Source organism: Legionella nagasakiensis (genome assembly GCF_900639915.1).
GTDB classification, from domain to species: Bacteria; Pseudomonadota; Gammaproteobacteria; order Legionellales; family Legionellaceae; genus Legionella_A; species Legionella_A nagasakiensis.
This window is the reverse complement of record NZ_CAAAID010000001.1, coordinates 178,848-203,585: the sequence shown is the minus strand read 5'-3', so window position 1 is coordinate 203,585 and position 24,738 is coordinate 178,848. Positions and strand designations below refer to the sequence as shown.

Here is a 24,738-nt window from a genome sequence, read left to right as displayed (position 1 = left end):
GTTGGTGAAACCAGAGAAAACGTTATTTTCAAAAAATTGAATGCGCTGACAGGTGCGTCATAAACATTGAATTTGCGTCACTACCACTTGCCTGGCTGGCCGGTGTGTTAGGCATTCTATCTCCCTGTGTGTGGCCCATCATCCCTGTGGTGATGGGTGCTGCCGCTATCAGCGGATTTAGTGGCCCCTTGTTTTTATCGCTGGCATTGAGGCGCATTTGAACTGAACAAAAATAGGCTTGATTAAAATGCCCCCTTTGTTGGGGTAGAGCCGATTTCATGGCGTTGTCCTGCGTCTTCATCATCTACTTCTTGATTTATACTTTCTTTTATCTGGCCTAAAGCCCCTTCTCGTTGTCGCGACGCCTCACTGCGTTTAGCCCAAAATGTCTGACCTTGTGATCTTCGATAATGCCCAAGCGCACTTAAGGTTACAACCACCCCTACATTGATCAAGAATCTTCCGATGGCATTGATAATGCTATCGGCCATTTTTGGCTCTAATTTATCATGAATTATCTTACTTGCGGCATTGTATCGTGTTTTCATACTTCTAGGCGTTTCATCATCGTCTTGAAATTTAAGAAACTCGCTAAATACTTCTCTCTGGACTTCGTTTAATAATTTTGTGCAATCCGGTGCTGTCTGGCGTGCTGCGCTAAAAGCCTCATTTATTGTACTAAATAAATTAGCCAATACGTTAAGTTCTTTTTGAGGCTGATAATTCTCAAGAGATTGCAAGTAATGCCTGTTAATATTTTGAGTAAAGAATTGTGCTTTCAGTCGTGTAATCTCATCTTGTCCTTGATGTTCTCTATCTTCCTGTTGAGTCAACAAAAGATATAAGCTTGCCAGAATGTTTTGCTTAGGCGTTTGTTGGTCGGAGGCCAAGAAACGCCTAAGTTTCGCTGCAGGCTTACTATCTATTGAAACATCAGGTTTATCAAAAGATTTATCCTCTTGCAATGCAAGTAAAAAGAATGGGGTAAACAGCGTATCATTATCCTTAATATTAATAATCGCCTGAGCAACATCTTCTGGTGCTTTGGTTAAGATTTCCTCCATGACGGTGGGAATTAATTGCTCATCCCACTCATCGAACGCTTCATATTTTTCAGCGATGGCGTCCAAGGCTTCAATTCTTTTAGGATCTTTTAACGCTTCTAACCTCGCCGCTTTGCCATCATCCATGTCCCCTATAAAATCCGTAATCACACGAACCATCGCTGGATTTTCCGCATAGTTCATGTATGCTCGGACATCCTCTTCCCCACCTAGCTGACTAATCAGATCCACATAATTTAATTTGGCTTCTATCTCTTTAATTGAACTGTTTTGTTGTTGTTCTCGAGGCAATGCTTTAATAAATGCTTTTAATCCTCCTACGGTTTCAATATTCATCTCTGAAATCTTCATCTTCGCAAGCATTGCATAAAATCCACGCATCACTTTCGCTTTATTTAAAATGTGCTCCACATCCCCTTCTTTACTATTTAAAAATTCAGCTGGATTTCTGGCAGAACAAAGCTGGGTTGCAGCATCCCAATGCCCCTTTTCACGCTCATAGTGTGTCTCGAATTCAATTAATTGTGCTTTTCTTGATTCCAACCCCTCTATGGCAAGCTTTAATACCACTGGGTCATTGATGGCGTCGACGGTTGAAACATCCTGAATTCGAATGGCACTTAGGGTCTGCCGCAACTCAGTATAACGCTCACTGCTAACCAATCGTTCAAGCCTATCTTTCTCCTCGCGTAAAGATTCGAGTTTTGCCTTTAATTCATGTTTAACGATTCCAACCAACTTGGTTTTTTCTGTTGCAAAATCCCGTTCAAGACGTTCAATTTCTTGTGCTAATCCTCTAACATCTTGCAGGCTCTCAGCCCCTTTTAATGACGCTAGAATCGAGCCATTTCTATCTCTGATTTGAGCCAACTGCCGCTCATTAAAATCACCCTTATAAGTCTCATCTAGTTTTAATAACTCTTGGAGGCTTAATAGATTTTCAGCAAGCTGGATAGATATTCGCTCTATCTGCCTGCTTGCTTGCGACACCTCTTCTCTGACTCTAAGACGCTGAGCCTCTAACTGCCTTTCCTGTGCCTCCCGTGCCTGTTGCATGTGCTCAGCAATCTGCTCTCGCGCTTTGATGATTTTCGATGTAGCGTACCCAAGCCTGTCTACTTCATCACCTAAGGATACATCAACGTCGCTGATATAATCTTTACGTGCCATGGCCGTAAATTCTGAAGTGCTATGCTTTGTTGAGAGGGTGTTCATAATCTCAACTAACTGCCGAACATCGCGTTGAAGCCCCGCAAGCTCATACTGGTACAATTTTCTGGCTCTAGGCAGCCTGTTTAATTCATCAACATGTTGTTCAAGAGCCCCTTCATAAACTGCCCTATAGCGCTGGTGGGCTTTAAGATATTCATTGAATATCTGAATAATTTCCTGATAGGCTTGAATTTGTCCTGTCTCACTAGTACCCGCCTCTCTTAATCTGCGTGACATCATTTGTGCTAAGCGTTGCGCCTGTCCTGCATGAGCGTTGTACTGCTGATATGCCATATTTAGAGCACTGCCTCTATCTAACGGAAGTAATTGCTTGGGTAATGCAATTGTCTTAATATCTAATAATGTATGACTTAATTCCAGATAACGTCCCTGCAACACCTCTAATTCAGATTGTTTATTGTCTTCTATTATAGGTATGTTTTTCTTGAGAATACGCTCACTTAGTGCAATGAACTGGGGTATTTTTCGTATTGCTACACCTAATCTATTAATAGCATCGCTCTGAGCAAACAATTCCTTATATTTCGGATCATCATCAACGCGGGCGAATTCGTCGTCTGGCTTAAACTCCCTTTGCATACGCCATATTTCATTAACAATCCCTCTATTGGCTTCAGCCAGTTTCTCTCGTAAAAGCTCTAAGTCAAGGTCTGCGCTAACTGCTATTCCTATATCAATACTCTGTAGAACTGGATGACTGCCGCGCAAATAAGTTTCCAGCTCTTTCAAATAAGCACTGCTGTTAGATAAATAATGTTGAATCTCTAAATCCAATGCACGCTTTGCTCTATCAACCAAGCGCTCTTTACCATGGCTAGCGACTGCCCCTGCATATTTAGCAGACGCTTCTTTTGCCGTATTCCTGACGGCTAAAAGATGTCTTTGATACCCTGCAAGTGTTGGCATAGTTCTATTCTCTGCTAAACGTTCATCTGGTCTTTAAACATATTGTGCATAATGAAACAACAAAATTAATTTAAAATACTCTAAAAGAGTAATTTAAATACATATTTGTATATTAGCAGAGATATTACGGTAATACATAAATTCTTAGGGATGACTCTTTCAATGCAGGCACGCATCGTCAAATTTCGCTCAATTTTTAACACATTTGAATTTAAGCTCTGATGCGAATGATACTCAGTCCATATTTTGTTCGAATGTATGCGACTTGATATAAAAATATAAGCAATAGAGGGATGGTTATTCCAAGGGCTGCGCCCATTGCGGATAAATAAGGAACTAAGAAGAGAGTTAACATAACATTTAAAGCAAACAATACTGCATACATTTTAATCACAGCCGCATTGCTTTCCTTATATTGAATAACATAATATGAAACGCCTAATAACATATTTACCATATTACCCAAAGAAATAATTAATAAGGGAAGATACGCAGCAGTAAATCTCTCTCCGCATAATTTTAGAATATGCTCACCAAGAAACACATAAATAAAACTCATAAAAATACAGAGAATGAAAAATCTGCAAAACACTTTATTTAAAAAAGCCTGTGTTTGCCGATGTTCATCGTTATCTAAAAGAACAGATAACTTAGGAAGTATATAAGTAAGCGTAGTGTTATAGAGCAGTATGACAAAAAATGACAGCTGATCAGCCATGGCATAGATGCCTACAATTGATTCATCTTTTTCTAATAATTCTATTACAATCACACCAACACTCTGCAACGCCCCTAATATCACCTGAACGAATAAAAATGAAAATCCACTGGTCAATGAATCAACCTGGTTGATCAATAATTTTTTATTTGCTCGGTAAAATAAATATTTTCTCAACACATAACTATATATTAATGAACCAATTAACCACGAAATTAATACCGCTAATAACGCATGATGTTCGGTAAAGAGGTTATCGTAAATTTGAAACAGCAGGATGATGGCTAAATATTGAACAGGTATCAGAATTTGCAATACCAGCAACGTTGAAACAATATATTGCATGCTAAGAAGAATACAGGACATATAATATACAACGGCCATAATAGGTATTAATAAGCCCGCATACAAAACAGGGTGTAAAACATCTTGAACGCTTAAATGCAATATCAAAAAGTAACTACTAATGAAAAACATACTCAATAAAAGGCTAAAGATAATAATTCGAAAAAAATTGATTTGAATGAAATGTCTTATTTTTTGATACTTATTATTTTTTAAATAAATCGGCACATTTTTTAATGCGATTTGTCCTTTGCCAAGGACCGCGATGATGTATCCCACATTTGCTATGACTATAGCAATCGCATAATCACCAAATACTTGAGCGCCTAAGAACCTGGCAAGCATGATATTGATTAGCATCATGATAAAATAATTGAGCGATGCTATCGTTACGGTCAAAAGACTGCGAACTGTTTCATTTTCTAAAAAACTTTTCATCCTATATCATGATCTACTTTAGACAATCCTAAATTAAAAGTATTACTTATAAAACGTAAAATCCATTATAGACATAGAAATTATACAGGCAGCTGGGTCAATTATGAAAATAGTGATTAAAGTAGGTACGCAAAGCATTTTATCCAACGATGGCACACTATGCGAAGCAACCATGCTTGAGTTAGTAAAACAAATTGCTTTTTTACAACAATCTGGACACCAAGTTGTACTAGTCAGTTCGGGAGCCGTTGGTTCAGGCAGGAAAGTAGCAGAGCAGTTTCTCAGCCGACGGTATGGCAGTTCCATCGGCGAAAAACAAGTTTTGGCTTCTTTAGGCCAACCTGAACTCATGCACCTGTATGCCCGCATGTTTAAGTCGCATCACATCCTTGCATCGCAACTATTGCTGACCAAACAAGATTTTCAAACCAGGCAACATTATTTAAACATTGCAAGACTGCTCCGTGAACTGCTGGAACATAAAAACATCATTCCCATCATCAATGAAAACGACAGCGTTGCCATTGAAGAATTAATGTTCACGGATAATGATGAACTGGCCGGTCTTATCGCGGCACAAATCAACGCCGATAAACTCATTATTCTAAGCATTGTGGAAGGCGTCTACCTTGGTCATCCTGATGACGTCAATGCCCAATTGATCAAAGTGATTGATCCTGAACTCAGATGGCCGGATATTTCTTCAACAAAAAGCACCCTAGGACGAGGTGGAATGCACACCAAACTAGCAACCGCAAAAAAAATGTCTGACCTTGGCATTACAACCCATATCGCAGGCATCCATCAACCCTCTGTCATTAGGCGTCTCATCCAAGATGAACCGCTGGGTACTACCATCTTACCCCGTAAGAAAAAATCAAATATTAAACGATGGATTGCCTATAATGATGATAAACAAAACGGTGCAATTCATGTTAACTCCTGCTTGCTTACCATCTTGCAAGAAAAGAAACGCATCATCAGTATATTGCCTATCGGAATAGAACAGTTTACCGGCATATTTAAAAAAGGTGACCTTGTAGAAATACGCACGTTAGGTAACCAAAAAATTGGCGTTGGCATCGCTCGCTATGATACGAATCAATTAAGGGATTATTTAGGGAAGAAAGACAAACCGGCATTTATTCACTATGATCAATTGCATTTATATTAGGGTCTGTACTAAACCCAGAAAAACTAAGGATGATTAGTGTGAAAGCCGAACTAATGAATCACCTGAAAATGGTAAAAGAAATAAGCCATCTTCTAGTCAGTATCGATGACGTAACGCGAAAAAAGGTTTTGTTGAAACTTGCTGATAACTTACGGCAGGCCTGTCCAAATATACTGGACGAAAACCGTAAGGATTTGGCCTTAATGGCCACAGACGATCCAAGATACGATCGTCTGTTATTAACAAAAGAACGCGTTGATGCCATTGCAGAGGATGTTGAACAGGTTGCATCGTTACCTAATGTGCTTGGTCAGATACTCAGCGAGAAAACCATGCCGAATGGTCTTGTCATTCAAAGAATTTCCGTGCCTCTCGGTGTTGTTTCCGTCATTTATGAATCTCGACCTAATGTAACAATTGATGTGTTCGCACTTTGTTTTAAAACAGGAAATGCTTGCGTCTTAAAAGGTGGTAAAGAAGCCGAAAACAGTAACCGGTGTTTGGTCTCGCTGATTCAGAAAACCTTAACTCAATGTGAGATTAACAGCCATGCTCTTTATTTATTGCCTCCTGAACGTGAAGCGATGCACGTGCTTCTAGGCGCCATTGATTTGGTGGATGTTTGCATCCCCAGAGGAAGTCAATCCTTAATAAACTTTGTCCGCGAACACGCCAAAATACCATGTATCGAAACAGGCGCCGGCATAGTGCATACTTATTTCGATAAAAGCGGCGATTTGGATAAAGGACGTTTGATCATTAATAATGCCAAAACGAGGCGAGTCAGCGTTTGTAACGCCTTGGATACCTTAATCATTCATGAACAAAGACTGGCTGATTTAAATCGACTGGTTGACCTACTTGCAGAAAATCAGGTTGAACTCTTTGCCGATGAAACAAGTTATCCGCTGCTTGCCTCCTCTTATCCGCAAACCTTACTCCATAAGGCAAGCCCGACTGATTTTGGCCACGAATTTCTATCTTATAAAATGTCTATCAAAACAGTACCTTCGCTGGAAAAGGCAGTCGCTCATATTATGACCTACACATCTGGTCATAGTGAAGCCATCATTACAGAAGATGACATGGCTGCCGCTTATTTTCTCCAGCATGTCGATGCTGCCGCGGTCTACGTCAACGCCTCAACGGCCTTTACCGATGGCGGCCAATTTGGCATGGGCGCTGAAATTGGTATCAGTACGCAAAAACTGCATGCCCGCGGCCCTATGGCTCTGGAAGCATTGACTTCTTACAAATGGATTATTCGCGGCAATGGTCAAATAAGAAATTAAACGATTCTTTTTCTAAATCGCCGGTTGCTCTAAAGAAAATCAAATCATGGAATAAATCAGGCAACCGATATTTAGTGACTCATTAAACTTCACGTCCCTCTCGATCAGCAATTTATCACACCTGTTGCTTATCGTTTTGTTGCCTTATAGAATCAGTTAGATTTAATTAAACAGATAAGGATAGTCTTATGAAGTGTTTGCGAGGTAAGTCAACGGTAGCAGAACGACGCATTATTGCGCTGTTTGCGACTTTTGCTTTGGCTGGTACGGGATTTGCCACCAATCCAGCCTCACAAAAATACGTGGATGATGAAATATTGAAACTTAAAACCCTGCTGCAGTCACAAATCGATAATCTCGCTGCAGTATCTGGCTCTACGCCAACGCCATGCACCGCAGCAGATAGGCGATGTGGGGTATTTGGCTCAAGAATGAAAGCAACCGGCAATATTTCCGTTGGCATTGTAAACCCTAGTCCCGGATTTCAATGCACTGGTATCGGACGTGCTTGCGCGGATGAAATTTGCAATTTTGAAGGCCAAGCAGTAGCCCCTGGCTCTCGTTGGCGAGCATGGCTGTCGACAAACACCTCCAATGCACGCGATCATGCTTTGCAGCCTAATACCATTTATTTCAGAGCAGGTACTGGTGTTGTGATAGGGGCGACCGGTAACTTGCTTACCCCCGAGTTCAGTACTATTCTTTCCTCTACCATCGGGGCTTCCATCGATGGCACTAACGAAGATGGATGGACAGCAACAACTACTTCTGGCGTCACTGATGGTAATACTTGCAATAACTGGCAAAGCAGTAATGGTGATGGTGCAGTCTCCGGCACCATTGGCAGACGCGGGTTCAGTACTGATGAATGGACCTCTTTCCAACAAGTACCCTGCAACGAGGAAAACACCTTTTATTGCTTTCAGCGCATCAATGGCTAAGTTAGGCTTCATTCCTGGCTCTTGTGATTTGTCCGCCAGAGTCAGGCAACAGCACGGTTCCTGGTTTACTCCTCCATTCAAAACAATAACTGACCGAATAAAAATCCCGTGGATAAAACAAATCCGGCAATAGGGAAAAAAACCGAATAGCTCACAGCGTTCCTACTCACTTTTTTCTGCCATTTTATCCGAATCAATGCCAAATGAATCATCATAAACACACATAAAATGATGGTACTTGTTAATTTTGCCAAGGCTTCAATATTAAACCATAGAGCCAGTATTAAAATAATCGTTACAACCAAAAGGGTAGCCACCACAGGCGTTTGCGTACGCGGATGGACAGTGGCTAGACATTGCGGGGCATTTTGTTGGTTTGCCATACCATAAATAACGCGCGAGGCCATAATGACCTGCACCAATGCGCCATTAATGATGGCCACCAAACTAATCAGGGCAATTAGATTCGGGGAAAATCCTTTCGCTGCAATAAAAGTCGCAAGTGGCGCATCGCTTTTAGCCAACTCATCCATAGGCAGGGCCAGAATCATTGCTAACGCCACCAATAGATACAGTAAAGTGGCAATACCCAATGCCCAAAAAATTGCAGGAGGTAGATTTTTTTCAGGATTTTTTATTTCTTCGGCCACATTGACCATGTCTTCAAAACCAATGTAGGCGTAAAATGCCAGAAAGGCTCCGGAAAAAATGCCTGTCCATTCAAGCGTACTCATCGATGGCGCTGCATGCCATAAGCCGGGTAACCGATGCCAGCTGTCGCTTGCAAGAAAAATAATGATGACTAAGCCGCCTACCTCAATTAAGGTAATAAGCATAACCATCATTGCTGATTCCTTAATTCCCCAGATGGCAATAATTCCCATAAAAACAACCAGAAATACGATAGCAACCCATGATGGTACATCAATAAACAGCTGAAAATACCCAACAAATCCGCGAGTAATTGCGGCAGCAGAGACTAAACCCGTAAAAACAACCAGCCACCCAATGAACGCAGACAGCCATTGTTTTTGAAATGCTTTTTGCACGTAAAATGCTTCGCCCGCACTTTTGGGAAAACGTGAACTTAATTCGGCATAGGAAACAGCGGTAAATAAGGCAATAGAAGACGCCAATAAAAAAGCCAGTGGGGTATAAATGCCTGCATGAGTGGCCACTTTACCCACTAGAACATAAATACCAGCGCCTAAAATCGTTCCCAATCCATAAAAAGTAATGAGTAATTTAGACAGCGATCGTTTGAGAGGTACTGGATTCATATTATTTTTTACCTGTCAGGTAAAAAATAGTGAAATCAAAAGACAACGTCCCTTGATGGGTTTGCTCACATTGCTCAGCAAACGCCACAACCATGGCTTCATTAATGTCTTTAATCTGCTCGGCAGGCACTTGACCGTGATAAAAAGCAATACCATTGACAAACTTACGGAAAACATCGAGTGAAGGCAGAAGTAATGATTGTGATACACGTTCGACCTTTAGTTCTTTAAACGGCAAAAAACGAAGCGTGTCTTCCAAACGTTTAAATTTCTGATAGTCGACGGGAGGGTGAAAATTATCCAAAACTTTAAAGCGACCCGATTGTTTTATTGCTTTAAACGTTGTCATAAAAGGATCATCGCCTGTTGGAAAGATCGCTAAAAATCGCCCACCGGATTTTAAGGCGCGGTAAATATTGGCAAACGCGGTCTTTACATCATGCACCCATTGCAGACACCAGAAAGACACAATCCAGTCGAACTGATTATTAAATCCCATTGTCTCTACATCCGCTTTCTGCAAAGAAGCATGGGTATATCCCGCCAGTTCTCTTTTTGCAAGCGCCAACATATTTTCAGAAGCATCGATTCCTAAAAAGGAGGCCAGGGGAAACTGTTTAATGATTTTTAAACTAAACGCACCGTTGCCACAACCAATGTCCAGTACAGCATCACTGGGTTTAATCACAAGATCAGCAAGATAAGGTTCTGCAACCGTTGCTTGTATGTAAGAGCCAATCGAATAATCATCAGCAGGCCATTCTTTGGTTGTCATCATTCCATTCCTTGTTGAAGTCTATACTGTCTATATAGTCTTTTATTCCAGGATGCAAAAGACCATGAAAATCAATGTACGCCCAAATCAGCTGCTTATCTACTTACCTCAGCAGCTGATGCGGTTGATAGGGCTGTTATTTATTTTGATTGGTGGCAGCATGGCCTGGTTCACAATGCAATCTTATGAGTTACAATGCCAATGTCACCCGGAAGAACCGTCCAATCAATGTCAGTTCATCACCAAACAGATATTTTTTTCTTCAAAAACAACCTTGCTGAATAATTTGCAAAAAGCAAAACTAACCACTCATCAAACATCAAAAGGAAACTTTACGTATAATGTTGCATTACTTACATCGAATCAACAAGTGTATTTAAGTTCCATTAACACTTCGAGTTACACTCACAGTCAAGAGGCTGTGAATCAAATCAATGCCTTTTTGCAACAATGCAAAAATCAATCGCTACACCTTGCCTCTCTTCATCCGTTATGGTTGCAGCTGTTTCTTCTGATTTTTCCTACTGTTGGGTTACTGATGCTGCTGTTGACAAAAACGGTGCTGCTGAATTTTAATAAAACCGCCAATCAACTTAAAATTTTGCGTAAAAACCTGCTTAACCAATCAGAAGAACATTATTCTTTGAATAAAATTCATGACATCGTGATTCAACAAAGTACTACCAGTAAGGGGCAACCCTGCTATCGCGTCGCCCTGATTCTTGACGATAACACTGAAGTCCCATTAACCGATGTCTATGACTCACAATTAAATCCTAAACTTAAGATAGCAAAAGCAATCAATGATTTTTTAGGCTTGAATCTCAAATTTGAGTCATGGGTTAAGAAAGAACACCAACAAAAACGCTTAGCCATGATATTGTTTTTCATTGCGCTGAGCATCATTTTATTCATTATTCTGGGATTCTTTTGGTAATTCCGCGGCAAAATCAGCACATCCCCATTACGATTGAGTGAATTGTAGCCTGGTTAACGCGCCAGCGGTAACCAGGTTTTGTTGGAGATTTTTCCCGGATATTGCTTCGCACTATCCAGGCTATATTATTGCAATTTCATCCCATCTGCGTTCAAAGCGTCTGTATGACTTCCACGAGGCTCTGTATGGCTCGGGCTTTTCCTGAAAAAATTGAATAAAAAAGAGTGGTCTCTTTTAAGTGGAGTCGCTTCAGCAGACACTGCAGGCTCAACCAATCGAAGCTCCAACTCTTCCTGGTATTGCTTTAATAAATCTGCAGAAGCACGCAACTCCGGAGAATTAAGTTTTCTGGTATCTTCACCGCCGATCATTTGATCCAGGCTTACAATCGCTTGGCGCAATGCAAAAACTTCCTGAATTGAATCACGCAGATAACTGTCCAATGCACCGGATTTTTTTAAGACATCGCGGCTCGCCATTTCAGCGATAAAGGCACGCGTGGCCACGATGGTGTTTCTCACTGTTTCAACATAGGCCTCCGAGGCTTCGGGAATCAAAATCGTCTTGGAATGACCATGACAAAATATTGTCTTCTCGGCATCTCTTTTTTGCGTTAAAAAGTCGTTTGCTTCCATCGCAATTAATAAGCGAGGCGTAAGCGGTTTTGATGCATAGGCCATATCAACGCGAATGGCCTCGGCGACGTGTTCTAAACCTGCAATTGAACGGTCAAACATCAAAGGATCTTGAATGCTTGGCCCATCGGTTTCTCGCTGAATAAACAAGGACTGATTCAACACATCGTCAAAAACAACGGCTGGGTCAATTTGCAATCGTTCCTGAGCAAATTTATAGATTTCACGCCGTATCGATTCATCGATTCGCAGATTATTAGGATCAGCAAGGCAAGCCAACTGCTTAATCAACAACATGCGATATAAGGTAAATTCCTTGCTGTTTTCAAATGGCTTATCCAGGCTATCACTTGCATCCGATGAATCTCTTTGATTCAGGGAATATAAAAAATCAAAGGAGGCTTGCAAGTATTGCCTGATGTTTCCTGCATGCAGTTTCTTTTCAATTCGTTCACTGGGAGCATCCACCCGTAATCCAAGCATTTCCCGATAATCAGCATCGCCAATGAATATAAACGCCCGATTCTTATTGCGCGATAAAGCAAAATTAACCTGTTGAGCGGTAACCAGAAGTGGGTAATAGGGATGGTCTTGATTGACAGCGGTTATATGTTCAGGCAAGACCGGAGCTAATGCCCGTACTTGCTCTAAGTCATAAGACATCCCACCAAGTCCACCTTTTTCAATGGGAAAAGTATAAAAATCAATCAATGTCTGAGGTAACTGTTTTTGTGGTGTGTTTAAGGGAACCGCTGCCACAATATCCAGCACTTGTTGTCGGATTTTTTCAACCAATTCAAACTTTTTGATAAACTCATGATGTTCCGGTTTACTCAAATACGCTTTAGTATCGTTCATATAGCGTTGCAAGGGTTCTGGCATGGCCATGGCCCGTTCAGCGCCCATCATCGTTTTTAAATGGCCCTGCATCACTGCGGTTTGCGCTTCCCCTTTTTCAATGAGTTGCCGATGTTCTGTGGATAAATCAATTTCTATGGCTTTGCTGTGACGATAACGAGAAGCATGTTCTCTTATCCAAGCCTTTCCGGCCCCCATAGCCACTTCTTCATGAGCATCAAACAAGGTTGTGAAGTGTTCCAAAAAAGATCTTCTCTCAGGATTTTCACGATATTTTTCTAGCTGCTTAATATCCTCAGGGGTTGTTTCAACCACTTGTTTGATTAAGCGCTCCAAACGTGTACATTCCATCGTCACGTGATCCACGGTTTGGCGAATAGCATCACGATTTTCTTTACTGCGTTTGTATTGCAATGCTTCGACGTTATGGACAGCCCAGTAAGAGACTGCAGCACTTACCGCCGTGGCAATTAAGGCCATTGCAACGATGCCTATAGTAACGGGCCCTCCTAAAACCATTGCAGCCACCGTCAATACCCCCAGACCCGCGGCTAACCCAATGACGCTTGTTGTGGCATAAGGGTGCTTCGCCATAAAACTGGGTTCTGCCATCTCGGCTTCGAGATAATTTAAACATTGTTCCATGAATTGGATTTGTAATTGTTGCGTGAATTTTTGCCTTTCTTCCGGGTTTTCAAAAAAGCTTTTTAACCAGGTAATGATTGGGTTTTGTGCTTCTTCTGCAAGAATTTCATGGTCTTGCATGGCGTAAATATCTCTAAAAGCACGGTCAAATAAATGATTCAGTTGGTCGAGAAAGTACGCTTCAATGGCGATATTAAGCGCTTTGTCATCAAATGGTTCGTCATCAGGGGAGTATTTTCTCTTAAACTCTTCCCGCATGTCCGTACCACTGCCATCCTTTAACCCCAGAAGCACGCATTCTCTGAAATGAAACAGTTTGACTAAATCCGCTGAAAGCTGCGCGTATTTTTCATCCGTAAAACCTGCCTTCTTCATTGCCTCTTGAAATTGTGCGAAATCATCCGTCGCTGGATGTTTAGCGCTTTTTAGCCAAGCTTGATAAGCAAGATAACTGACACCGGCTCCAATGACGGCACTGAAGGCTCCAGCGGCTATATTTTTGGCGCCTGACAGAGGGTTTAATGCCTCAGAAAGTGTACTGTCTTTTTGCGCATAATAGGCCAGCCCACCAACACCAATCCCTAACAAGGCTGCTAAAGCACCATGGCCAATTCTGGATGCTAAAGATATCTGTTGAATAGCATGATTCAAATATCGCTCTTTTGTAGAACGGTAAAGCTTGATTTTGTCTGCATATTTTTCAATCAACTGCGCTTGCCCGATCCCGCCACTAAGCTCAAGGTGGGTAATCATGTTATCATCAAGATATCGCTTATGATTTTGTTTGATGATGCGAAAATAGTCATCCGTTGTTCTTCTGGTTGGCATGATAAAATTCTTCTTGGCAATGGTTAATAGCCAAAGCATATCAAGCAAATATTAAGGAAATATGACGCATCGCAATGATGCCCTTCAGAGAACCTTCACGTCGCCCAACTTACGCAGGTGAGTAGAATTCCCAGTGTCTTATATGGACTCATCAAAATTTCTTTTTAACTCAGAGATTGGAGTTTTTCGTAAGTCCTGATTTATTTTTTGGAAGGCGTTGTTAATTTGAATGCATCTAGCCTTAAGACAATTAACTTGTTAATTAAACGCAGCCATACAATAGAAATAACACATAAAATCAATAAGATGGAAGAAATAATCAGTAACGCTTCAAGCCAACCTATTGTTTCTTGTACGGCTTGAATTTCATCGGCAAATTTTTGTTTTAATTTCTCACGTAATGCTTCAATGGAATTTTGAATCATAACCAGTTTTTTTTGACGATTGATGTCAAATAAAATATCGTGACTTTGTTGCAACTTTTCTGCATCCGATAACATTTGTTGCTGTTCGGAAAGCTGATAGGCTTCAATTTTATCATTAATCACTTCTTTAGGAATGTGATACGCTGAAAACATCAATTTTAAGGCAAGCACTTCCTCATCTCTTAAGTTTTTATCCGTCTCTTTTATGCCTTCAACTTGTCTTCTAAATTCATTAAATTTGGACAATTCACGAATCAAAGTATCCACTGTAAAATCTAATTCCAATTGCTGCCAATAGTTCTGAAGATATAAGGAATTTAAAGTAAATACATATTTTTCCAACAAGAACGGCACCAAATCGACCTTTTTGCTCAGCTTAATCACTTTAACATTCATTTCATCAGATTGAGTAATCAACGTTATCAATTTATTTTTTTGGCTAATAAACTCTAAGGTTAATACAAGATTTAAGACCGCAAGTAAAAGAACGACTCCCCATAAGACCACCAATTTTCTATGAGTTTTTCGCAGGTCATTGTGACGAGATGCAAGAACCCTCTTTGATTTATTAGTCATTATTATCCTATAGTTCTACTTTTTATTTTAATTTTCATAGGAAACCATTGTATTACTTTACAATAAACTTCAATATCAAAAATATGGATACTATTCCGCTTATCACCATAAGCAAAAGACAGATTGCAAGAAATAGATTTTTTTTCTTAATTGCCGGAAAAAAGGTATGAAAAGAAAGAAATCCTCCCATTATAATCAGTACTGTATATATCAACGAGAGTGGCAAATAAAACAAGTAACGCAAGAAAACATTATTTTCAATCACTTTATTTTCTGATTGAATATTCAAAAAAGGAATATGATATACTTCTTGCTCTAAAGTAGTATAAAAAAAGTTATTTATTAAACTCCAAAAAATAATAATATAAATAACAATTAGAATCAGATTGGTTTTATCAAATCCAAAGTTCCACATGTATTTATCAAAAAAATACTTAATGTATTGTTTATTCTTTAGATAATTATACGTATTGTATTCAATCATTATTTTTTTATAACCGTCATCGTAGCCATAATACTCCTGTAACTTAATAAGATCTTCATAAACATTTCTTACATCAGCATCACTCGTGCCTTCTGGAAAGTGTAATGAAAAAAAACTGTAATCAAGTTTTAATTTACTGATATCCGTACCGACAAGATTAATTTTTGTTTTATAATTATATAACTCATTGATATTATTGAAATTAATAATATTTCGAATCGTTGTAACATAAGAAAAATCAAGATGTTTTGGCAGTTCCGTGTGATTGAATGAAACATGCCCATGAAACTGAGCGTAGGAAAAACTGGCAAACTCTTTGAACGTTGCTCTATTGAAGGTTACATCACCTTGAAAGATCGTCCGACCAAAATTTGCTTCACCAGCAAAAGATGCTTCATTAAAATTAGCATGACCAGCAAAACTTGCGTCAATAAACAGTGTCGTTTTTTTAAAGGTTGCCTTAGTAAAAATAGCATCATTGTCAAAATTCACATCAGTAAAGTTGCTATACATAAACTTTGACGAGTAAAAATTGACTGTTTTTTTAAAAACAGCCTGATAAAAATTAGTCTGATTATCAAACTGATTATAGGTAAAAGACGCATTTTCCTTAAAAACTGCCCACTCAAAGTTTATGAATGTCTGTGACATGACATTAGAAAAAATAACGTCTTTCATAAATACAGCGAGTATAAATTTAACGGGTTTCTTAAAGGTAGTCAGAAAAAAACTCACTTCCTCTTGAAAGGTCGTTTGACTGTAATCCTGTGTTTTATCAAATGTTTGCTTTACGACATTGACTGGCTGAGCGTTGGTAAGAAAATAACGATGTGGCTGAACCAACTGTTTTTCCAGAGGATAGCTTTGGATGGTTTGTTCAATGACTTGCAATTGCTCGTTGTTTGGCCAAGGATCTTTTATTTGATTTGAATCGCTTGCTAATACAGCAGGCATGGCTTGAATAAGAAGAAAAAATAACCATATCACCCATCGTTCAAATCTTTTTAAGGCTTTTCCAGAACAATTTAAGGTTCTATGCGGCTTCACAATATTATCTTCTATAGAATGAATTATGTCGTAATTACTTTATTAAAAGAAACACTTATCTTATTTCAGTCTATATTGAATTAGAAAATATGAAAAGCATCCTTCAAGACAATATGTACGCTTCAGGCATGGCTATATTAAATGGTAACTTACGTCAGACAAGCGTATCATAGGCCAATAAAAGCAATTAATGGCTATTCCTTACTCTAGCATGCTCATGAAACCCACACTATTATTGAAACTCATGAGGTTTTGGCCGCCATTTTTAGGGGCTGGAATCAACGTAAAAGAATATCGCGAAGATTTTTCTTATATTTTAGTACAAATGAAATCACACTTCTGGAATAAAAATTACGTCGGCACGCATTTTGGCGGTTCTTTATATACGATGACTGACCCTTTTTATATGTTGATGCTGATAAAAATCCTCGGTTCCGATTATGTCGTTTGGGATAAATCTGCCAGAATTCGCTATAAAAAACCCGCCAGAGGCACGGTCTTTGCGCGCTTCGAGCTTACACCAGAGCGGATTAGTTATATTAAACGACTGGCTGACGACACCAAAGCAGAACCTGAATTTCATATTGAAGTGACGGATTCCACAGGAGCGGTTGTTGCAGACATTTATAAGACCTTACACATTACACGCAAACCAAGATAAATCAGAAAACAAGCCACGCCTAGTCTCCTAAACTAATCTATGGAGTCATTGCTGCAGATGCAAAAGGCAATGCTAATGCTTCACGAAGTTCATCCTCCAACTCAATGCCAATGCGTGTTAAAAACTCAAGAAAATCTTCTTTTTCTGTCTCAGAATAAGTCTCAATGATTGTTTTGAATTGTTGGGTATGGAATGCTTGATTCTCTTCGTCGGCTTTAATATAGCTGTCTTCAAAATAGGTTGGATAAACACGCAATAAAAGGCCAAGTTGCTCAAAATAATGATGTTTTAGGCAATACAAAATAATATCATTGTCCTGATCATCAAGGTATTCATATAAATTAATAAAATTACTGTGAGATTGATCCAGCAACCCCTGTACCACTGAAGCAAAATCATCCGCGGTCAGTACGGACACCGCTTTATGTAGAAAGGTTAAATCCGCTCTATCATGAACTGTGGCATTTGCTTTGTGCAAAATCAACAGCCTGATGATTTCCATGAATGCTGGACGCATGCTCTCATGATGACGATAACCTTCCAATGCAAAAAAAAGTGGGCAATTCCCAGAGTGATTTTGTTGCTGATCGATGCAAGCACCGTGCTCAATGAGCCATTGGACATTAGCAACTTGTCCTAGAAAACAGGCCACCATGAGTGGTGTAAATAAATCCATTTCACAAGCATCCAGAATCCTGCGATGACCATCTATTTTTAGATAAGGTAAATTCACCTCGCCTGCATGTTCTTCCACGGAATCGTCTAAAAGCATGCCTGCAAAAACCAACATGCCCACTTGGGTTGAATACAACTTATCTTCCTTCGTGATATGGAAACAATCAAGAACGACTGAATGTCTGACACGCTTATAACAATCAATATGTTCTTCATACATTTCCCAAGTGGATTGCCAACCGTCTTGAGGATTTAAAAAATAATAATCTTTAGAGGCATGTTCATCGTATTTGTTATAATCGACTAAAAATTGTTCGCCAGAATGAATGGGTTTAGTAGTAACGACCGTGACTACCTTTTTATGACCTCGTCTTGCCTCTCTAAATTCTACATTAGCCTGACTATCGGAAAAATTGATAAACCGAGTAAAATTTCCAGCTACCCTTGCATCAACAATTTTATGTTCCATATCCATGGCATAACTTGGATTCGCTCCAGGCTCTGTTTGCAAATAGCGTTCAAACTCATCCATACTAAATTCCCTTCCAGTATACTCACCGATGCAAGTTCCAGCAGGTATATCTCCCGTTGCATACAATCCATAGCCACCGAATGCTTTTAGAAGGTTGACGGGTCTGACTGCACATAAAAGAGGTTTATCCAACGGCGAAGGAAGATAATCTGCAACATCCATATTGCTGATTCCAAGTGCATGCATGGTGCTTTCTACATCAATTGCCCTACTTTCATCTGCACGCCTTCTCTTGATTTTCTTATGATCTGACTTGATGTGACGCTTGCGACTTGTGTCACTCAGTGAAAACTGAAAAGCAAAGGGATTATCGGTGAGTGCATAATCACGGAACCGTTCTGGAAGGTTTCGAGACCGTCTTTTTTTTCCTGCATGGGCTCTGGCAGAAGTATTTCTGAGTGAATATGGCATGGTTGGATTTTTCACAGGTCGACAAGAATAAAATTTGATCATTTTACCATCTGTTTAAACACCAAACAATCCTTACTTCGAATACTTATTTCCTACCTGCATCCAACGAAAGTATTACAAAACAGACCAAGTGTGTATAATATCGCTACTGAATATCCATTGCCCTTATTATGTTACGAGTTATCTTACTGATCAGTTTACTAGCAAATTGCTGCCTTGGTTTTGCCGGCAATCATACCCTCTATCAAATTGACTTGATTGTTTTTACTCACCAACAAGGCTCTGAAAACACTGAACACATGGTAGCGCCTCTTATTCCTCCGGATACACATGCAGCAATCCCGCTGCGAAGTCTGGATAACGCGATGACACCCTATCATCTTTTACCTGTTTCTACCTCACAATTACGTAATGAATATTGGGCTTTGAACCGTAAATCGCAATATCGAATATTGTTGCATTATACATGGCTACAACCTGGCAATAATCAACGGCCCGTTGCCTTATCCGCTATTCATAGCAACAGCTGGGATATAGAAGGCACTCTGCGAGTCAGGCAAAGCAACTATTATTTACTAGACACAGAACTATTCTTTTCTTCTCCTACCAATGATACATCTTTTATATTTTCGCAAAAGCAGCGCCTGAAACCCAATGTTGTTTACTATCTTGATCACCCGCAAGCAGGGATGTTAATTAAAATTCATAAAGTAGCTTAACGATGATGACAGTCAGCTTGTATCCTTCAAGGTTTCGCTTCGGTATTTGGTCAGCCGGTGTTTCTTTTGTTTTATTTCAGTTTTTTATGCAACTCTCTTCAGGTGTGGTTATTGGCGCCATTATGCAAACCATGCACTTTTCGGCCCTGACTGCAGGATTACTTGGCAGTTCCTTATATTTTGTATACACCAGTCTGCAGATACCCGTCGGTATATTGTTTGATCGGCAAAACAGTCGTCTCTTATTGGCTTTCAATGCTTTTCTTTGCAGTCTAGGATGTTTGGTATTTGCCTCAAGCGAAAGCCTGACGGGATTATTTTTGGGACGTTTTTTAATTGGTGCAGGCTCTGCCTTTGCCTTTGTTGGCTTCTCTCACCTTCTGCGAGAATATTTTCCTATAAAACGATTTGCTTTCATGATTGGATTTTCAGAAACATTGGCGTTTATCGTCACGATGATTGGCATGATCAGCATGGGAAAACTCATTGCCATTTGGGGATGGCGTTATTTCATCTTTGCAGCAGGAATGGTTGGTTTACTCATCTCGTTTTTATGCTGGACAAACATTCCAGACAGTCCCCGTTCCGTAAAGCCACTCTCTGATTATGGCCAGCAAATCCTACAAATCCTTAAAAATGGCAAAGCCTGGATTAATGGTTTGTTTGTCGGTTTAAGTTTTGTTATTGTCACCGTTTTTGGAGCATTATGGGCGATTCCTTTTCTTCAAATAAAACTTTCCACCAGTTTGCAACTAGCAACCATTTTAGTCGCCTTTTTTTTCCTTGGTGCAGGCGTGAGTTGCCCCTTATTTGGCATACTCTCCAATCAATTTGAACGACGAAAGCCATTGATTTTAAGCTCGTGTCTGTCAACGACTGTTTTATTTCTAATATTGCTTTATCTGCCTTTACAAAATCCTGTAATCATTAGCCTGCTCCTATTTGTGATGGGCTGTTGTTGTGGTGCCTACATGCTCGCTTTCACCATCGCCAATGAATTAGCACCACCGAACTTATTATCCACATGCACCGGTTTCACCAACACACTTGCCATGCTCACCGTGCCTATTTTTCAAACACTTATTGGCTATCTACTGGATGTTTTTAATCAAACAGGCCAATACACACTTGGCAATTATCAACATGCACTACTGACCATCCCAGGGGCATTGCTAACCGCGAGTATTTTGGTACTTTTTCTTCCTGAGAAAATAGAAAACAGAACAACATGCCATGAGTTAATAGTGAACATCTAATACCTATTCTGCTCAGTATGGCTTTTGTTCTTTACCTCCTGCGTGACTGGCCCATAGGTAACAAAAGAGACCAGTCTCACACAGAGGGTTTTTAATAATAATTCATTTTATACTTTGGGCTCTGTTGAGTTTTCACTGGCATGAATACCTTCGTTTTGATGTTCATCCTTGGTTTGGTTTAATGCTACCCCGCCAAGTTTATCTTTGCTCAATAAACAAAATCCCATTTTCTCTCCCTTGGAAATAAACCCTGCAACCACAGAACCTTGCTTCATTGCTTCAGATAAAATCAGATGCAGGGCAGGAGATGGAACACGGATATGCCAAACTCCTTCTTTTGCATCTTCTTTGACATTAATAAATTGTGACATGGCTCTGGAGGTACCCTGAGCATCACACAATCCTGCTACCGCACCCTGAAATGCATCTTCTTCAGGAATATTCACTGAATACAACCCACTACCATCATTAAATCGACATAATAAACTGGAAAAAAGATGCATTGTATCCTCATCTTTGGTCAGCCAAACATGACGATACCAGGCATTTTTTGCCATAACAAACAGTTCTTTTCCATCTTGGCCAAGTTGCAAATGACCATTTAAACGTCCTGTTTGGCTGATCAGCAATTCCATGCCTGGACGTAAATCTTGAATAACAGGCGTATTTTCAGGATGGCTTAACATGTCTACTTTGAAATTAAAACCTTCTTTATTCTTGGTTTTAAATCCGAAAATCCAGCTTTCATTAATGGGATTAAAACTTAGAAAAGCCCGACCAACCTGCCAGTTACTCGTTTTAGATTCATTAAGCGTCGCCGTATTTTCATCAAAAAGAAGAATTTGCTTATTTTCACCATCAAATACCGCGGAAATAGCATGAAAGGTATGGTTATTTCTTTGCATCTGAAAAAAATAACCATACTGTTCGCCACTTTCATTCCTCACAATGCCAGAAAATATCCAGTCTGCGTAGATCGTTTCTGTAGGTAAAATACTTTTTGATTCAGCCTCCTCAAGACTGACTTCTGGCAAGCCACTTTTTGATTCCGTTTCATCCGCATGAATCGCACAACTCATTAACAATGTAAAACAAATAATACGTTTTCCCCATTGAATCAGACCCATGTTATACATAATCCTGTAATTGTTTATGAGACCAGAAATTTTTCCAGAATGCGTCACTAATCTTTGCTTCCACAGGCAAAAAATACATAGTTTCTGTAGCAAACGCTCGGCATTTTACCGCATCTTTTTCTGTCATCACTATCACTTTTTCTGCAAACTGCAATTCATTGAGCTGAAAACGATGGTGATCAGCAAATGGATAAGCATTAAACTTCACACCAAGTTTAGTGAGTGTGGTAAAAAAACGTTGGGGATTACCAATGGCAGCCACAGCCGCTACAGTACCCTCCAATTTAGACACTTCCAGCGATTGGCCACTAATAAGCCGGGTGAGTTTTCCAGGCATTAAATCCATACGATGAGCACCAGGCCACTCGCCTCCATTAATAATTACAAAATCAGCCGATTTTAAACGCCTGGCACTTTCTCGCAAAGGTCCTGCCGGCAAGCACCACCCATTGCCCAAACCGCGTGTTCCATCAATGACAACAATTTCCATCGCACGCGCCATCGCGTAATGTTGTAAACCATCATCACTAAGAATGATTTGACTTTGATGGTTGTCCATAAGATATTGCACGGCTTGTCTTCGTTTTGGTGCAATCACCACTGGACACCCTGTCTTTTGAGCCAGCAGCAACGGCTCATCACCAACGTCATCGGTTTTCGAATTCAGGGTCACCTCATAGGGGAAATGACGCACCCTTGCACCATAACCGCGACTGACGATACCTACTCGCACGTCACGAGCACGTAATTGGTTTGCCAATGCAATGACTAAGGGGGTTTTACCAACGCCACCCACCGTTAAATTACCTACCACAATCACTGGGATCGATATTGGTGGTTGTCGAAAACGTTGTAGAAAAAAGCGCCGACATTCACTAATCACTTGATACAATAAAGCAAAAGGCAACAAGAACCAACGCAGTGGATGACGTGTGTACCAAAGCTTGTCCATGTTGACGAATAACATTAAGCCACCGCTTCCTGTTCGTTTTTAATGCCTAACTTCTGTACTTTATATAATTGAGCGTAATGACCATCCAAAGCCAATAATTGCTGATGAGTTCCCTGTTCCACCACCCGTCCTTGATGCATGACGATAATTTTATTCGCGCGCTGGATGGTTGACAACCGATGTGCAATAACCAATGTCGTTCTATTTTGCATGACCAGATCTAAGGCAGCTTGAATGTATTGTTCGGATTCACTATCAAGCGCTGACGTTGCCTCATCAAGAATAAGGATCGGCGCATCCTTTAAAATGGCGCGCGCAATAGCCAGACGCTGCCGTTGTCCCCCCGATAAAAGCACGCCATTTTCTCCAATGCGCGTGTCGTATCCTTGTGGTAATTTTTGAATAAACTCATCCGCGTAGGCAAGCTTTGCTGCGGCAATAATCCGCTCCCGGCTAATATCAAAACGACCATATGCAATATTATTCGCCAAGGTATCATTAAAAAGGATGACTTGTTGGCTGACCAAGGCAATGTTGGCACGAAGCTCACTTAAAGCCAATTCGTTGATTGGCATGCCATCAAGGGTAATTTTGCCGCAATTGAGCTCATAAAAGCGAGGTAACAGGCTTGCAATTGTTGTTTTACCACTGCCAGAATGTCCCACTAATGCAACGGTTTCACCCGCTTCGATGCTAAAACTCACTTCATGTAATATGGGTTGACCTTGGCGATAAGCATAGGAAACACGATCAAAATGAATGGAACCTCGAATGTTTGCTATCGATCGTTTGCCCGTTTCAGACTCTATTGGCTGCTCCAACAACTTAAAAACACTTTCCGCCCCAGCAAGGCCTCGCTGGATAGTCGCATTCAATGTCGTTAACGTTTTCATTGGCTTAATGAGCTGCAGCATCGCGGCAATGATGGCCAGAAAAGAACCAGCAGTAATGGTTATCACCGTTGCAAGCTGAATCGCCGCAAAAATAATTAAGGCAATGCCCAAAGCAATAATAAATTGCACACCAAAAACGTTAATTGCTTTGCTGACTGCGACCTTCATGTCATTTTGCCGTGAGATCTCCGTGGCTTTATTGAATTTACCCACTTCATAGCGTTCACCACCAAAAATGCGCACAACACGATAACCCTCTATGGCTTCTCCGGCAATTTCTGTCACCTCACCCATGGTTTTTTGTACTTTATGACTAATTCGCCGCACCCGTTTATTCGTAAAATTAACGAGTAACCCAACGAATGGAATCGTCAGTAAAAACATCAAAGAGAGTTGCCAACAAACGACCATCATCACAATCAGTAAACCAGTCACCAGACAAATGTTTTGTACCAAATCCGTTAAGGCATCCGCACTGACTTGGGCAACCTGCTCAACATCATAAAGAATTTTAGATAATAATTGCCCCGATGTGGCTTCATCGTAATAATCCGCCGGCAAACGAATGATATGAGCGAAAACCCGCTGTCGCAGCACTTTCACCACTGACCGAGCCACCCAAGTCATACAATAGCTGCCGAGAGAGCTCACAAGCCCCCGAATCGAAATCCCAACAAGTACGATGAAGGGAATTTGTTTGACAAAGGACATATCAATATCAATAAACCCCTTATCCAAAAAAGGGCGCATCATGTAAGTGAACCCAGCATCAATCGCCGAATAAAAAATGTTAGCAAATACGCCCAAAAGGAGAATAGGCCAAAAAGGTTTGACATAGGTAAACAAGCGGCAATATAAAGGCCAGGCTTTAAGATGAGGTGTTTTTTTCATAAAAATGGCAA

At 40.3% G+C, this 24,738-nt stretch carries 19 protein-coding genes; 7 read left to right on the top strand and 12 right to left on the bottom strand.

Annotated elements, in window-relative coordinates; all coding sequences use genetic code 11:
* Window positions 1-28: 28 nt before the first annotated feature.
* The 3 genes from E1O52_RS13110 to E1O52_RS00930 all read right to left on the bottom strand — a co-directional run bounded on the left by E1O52_RS13110 (window position 29) and on the right by E1O52_RS00930 (window position 4,704).
* The gene (locus E1O52_RS13110) at window positions 29-280 is read right to left on the bottom strand and encodes a hypothetical protein (RefSeq protein WP_165474667.1); all 252 of its coding nucleotides are present in this window, start codon (window positions 278-280) and stop codon (window positions 29-31) included.
* Window positions 243-3,203 (bottom strand): coiled-coil domain-containing protein, encoded by a 2,961-nt coding sequence (locus E1O52_RS00935; protein ID WP_133126864.1) that lies wholly within the window; start codon window positions 3,201-3,203, stop codon window positions 243-245. Before E1O52_RS00935 ends, E1O52_RS13110 begins: the two co-directional genes overlap by 38 nt.
* Window positions 3,204-3,414: 211 nt before the next feature.
* Window positions 3,415-4,704: an oligosaccharide flippase family protein gene (locus tag E1O52_RS00930; protein WP_133126863.1), complete on the bottom strand. Its 1,290-nt coding sequence runs from the start codon at window positions 4,702-4,704 to the stop codon at window positions 3,415-3,417.
* A 103-nt stretch (window positions 4,705-4,807) separates the two neighbouring features.
* On the opposite strand from E1O52_RS00930, the gene proB reads away from it, so the two are divergent.
* The 3 genes from proB (at window position 4,808) to E1O52_RS00915 (ending at window position 8,111) form a co-directional block, all read left to right on the top strand.
* Entirely contained in the window at window positions 4,808-5,878 is a 1,071-nt protein-coding gene (gene proB / locus E1O52_RS00925) for a glutamate 5-kinase (RefSeq protein WP_133126862.1), read from the top strand.
* Window positions 5,879-5,916: 38 nt separating this feature from the next.
* Window positions 5,917-7,170, top strand: coding sequence for a glutamate-5-semialdehyde dehydrogenase (locus E1O52_RS00920; protein ID WP_207384152.1), 1,254 nt, complete (start codon window positions 5,917-5,919; stop codon window positions 7,168-7,170).
* A 188-nt stretch (window positions 7,171-7,358) separates the two neighbouring features.
* The gene (locus tag E1O52_RS00915) at window positions 7,359-8,111 is read left to right on the top strand and encodes a DUF1554 domain-containing protein (protein ID WP_133126861.1); all 753 of its coding nucleotides are present in this window, start codon (window positions 7,359-7,361) and stop codon (window positions 8,109-8,111) included.
* 77 nt (window positions 8,112-8,188) lie between these two features.
* Here the strand turns inward: E1O52_RS00915 and E1O52_RS00910 are convergent, their stop codons facing one another.
* Together E1O52_RS00910 and E1O52_RS00905 are read right to left on the bottom strand one after the other, a co-directional pair.
* Window positions 8,189-9,391 (bottom strand): APC family permease, encoded by a 1,203-nt coding sequence (locus tag E1O52_RS00910; RefSeq protein WP_133126860.1) that lies wholly within the window; start codon window positions 9,389-9,391, stop codon window positions 8,189-8,191.
* A gap of 1 nt (window position 9,392) precedes the next feature.
* Window positions 9,393-10,169 carry a class I SAM-dependent methyltransferase gene (locus E1O52_RS00905; RefSeq protein ID WP_242602120.1) on the bottom strand — a complete coding sequence of 259 codons (777 nt, stop codon included), beginning with the start codon at window positions 10,167-10,169 and terminating at the stop codon, window positions 9,393-9,395.
* A gap of 61 nt (window positions 10,170-10,230) precedes the next feature.
* Here E1O52_RS00905 and E1O52_RS00900 point away from each other — a divergent pair, with 61 nt between their 5' ends.
* Entirely contained in the window at window positions 10,231-11,103 is an 873-nt protein-coding gene (locus E1O52_RS00900) for a hypothetical protein (protein WP_133126859.1), read from the top strand.
* A 125-nt stretch (window positions 11,104-11,228) separates the two neighbouring features.
* Here the strand turns inward: E1O52_RS00900 and E1O52_RS00895 are convergent, their stop codons facing one another.
* The 3 genes from E1O52_RS00895 to E1O52_RS00885 form a co-directional block, all read right to left on the bottom strand.
* Window positions 11,229-14,069, bottom strand: coding sequence for a sulfite exporter TauE/SafE family protein (locus E1O52_RS00895; RefSeq protein WP_133126858.1), 2,841 nt, complete (start codon window positions 14,067-14,069; stop codon window positions 11,229-11,231).
* Window positions 14,070-14,269: 200 nt separating this feature from the next.
* A complete protein-coding gene (locus E1O52_RS00890; RefSeq protein WP_133126857.1) occupies window positions 14,270-15,070 on the bottom strand; it encodes a hypothetical protein in 801 nt (266 codons plus the stop codon).
* 52 nt (window positions 15,071-15,122) lie between these two features.
* Complete coding sequence (locus tag E1O52_RS00885; RefSeq protein ID WP_133126856.1) at window positions 15,123-16,601, bottom strand: pentapeptide repeat-containing protein; 1,479 nt, start codon at window positions 16,599-16,601, stop codon at window positions 15,123-15,125.
* A gap of 217 nt (window positions 16,602-16,818) precedes the next feature.
* Here E1O52_RS00885 and E1O52_RS00880 point away from each other — a divergent pair, with 217 nt between their 5' ends.
* Window positions 16,819-17,262 carry a DUF4442 domain-containing protein gene (locus E1O52_RS00880; protein WP_133126855.1) on the top strand — a complete coding sequence of 148 codons (444 nt, stop codon included), beginning with the start codon at window positions 16,819-16,821 and terminating at the stop codon, window positions 17,260-17,262.
* Window positions 17,263-17,299: 37 nt separating this feature from the next.
* On the opposite strand, the gene ankI is transcribed toward E1O52_RS00880, so the two are convergent.
* Window positions 17,300-18,922 carry a Dot/Icm T4SS effector AnkI/LegAS4 gene (gene ankI / locus E1O52_RS00875; protein WP_133126854.1) on the bottom strand — a complete coding sequence of 541 codons (1,623 nt, stop codon included), beginning with the start codon at window positions 18,920-18,922 and terminating at the stop codon, window positions 17,300-17,302.
* Between the two features lie 128 nt (window positions 18,923-19,050).
* Here ankI and E1O52_RS00870 point away from each other — a divergent pair, with 128 nt between their 5' ends.
* Both E1O52_RS00870 and E1O52_RS00865 read left to right on the top strand, forming a co-directional pair.
* A complete protein-coding gene (locus E1O52_RS00870) occupies window positions 19,051-19,599 on the top strand; it encodes a CsiV family protein (protein ID WP_133126853.1) in 549 nt (182 codons plus the stop codon).
* Window positions 19,600-19,601: 2 nt separating this feature from the next.
* A complete protein-coding gene (locus tag E1O52_RS00865) occupies window positions 19,602-20,855 on the top strand; it encodes an MFS transporter (RefSeq protein ID WP_278043900.1) in 1,254 nt (417 codons plus the stop codon).
* Window positions 20,856-20,962: 107 nt separating this feature from the next.
* Here E1O52_RS00865 and E1O52_RS00860 read toward each other — a convergent pair whose 3' ends face one another.
* Genes E1O52_RS00860 through msbA form a run of 3 tightly spaced genes read right to left on the bottom strand, consistent with a single transcriptional unit; the run spans window position 20,963 to window position 24,727 of the window.
* Window positions 20,963-21,982 (bottom strand): hypothetical protein, encoded by a 1,020-nt coding sequence (locus tag E1O52_RS00860; RefSeq protein WP_133126852.1) that lies wholly within the window; start codon window positions 21,980-21,982, stop codon window positions 20,963-20,965.
* A 1-nt stretch (window position 21,983) separates the two neighbouring features.
* Window positions 21,984-22,958 (bottom strand): tetraacyldisaccharide 4'-kinase, encoded by a 975-nt coding sequence (lpxK, locus tag E1O52_RS00855; RefSeq protein WP_133126851.1) that lies wholly within the window; start codon window positions 22,956-22,958, stop codon window positions 21,984-21,986.
* Window positions 22,958-24,727 (bottom strand): lipid A export permease/ATP-binding protein MsbA, encoded by a 1,770-nt coding sequence (gene msbA, locus E1O52_RS00850; RefSeq protein WP_133126850.1) that lies wholly within the window; start codon window positions 24,725-24,727, stop codon window positions 22,958-22,960. Before msbA ends, lpxK begins: the two co-directional genes overlap by 1 nt.
* Window positions 24,728-24,738: the final 11 nt, after the last annotated feature.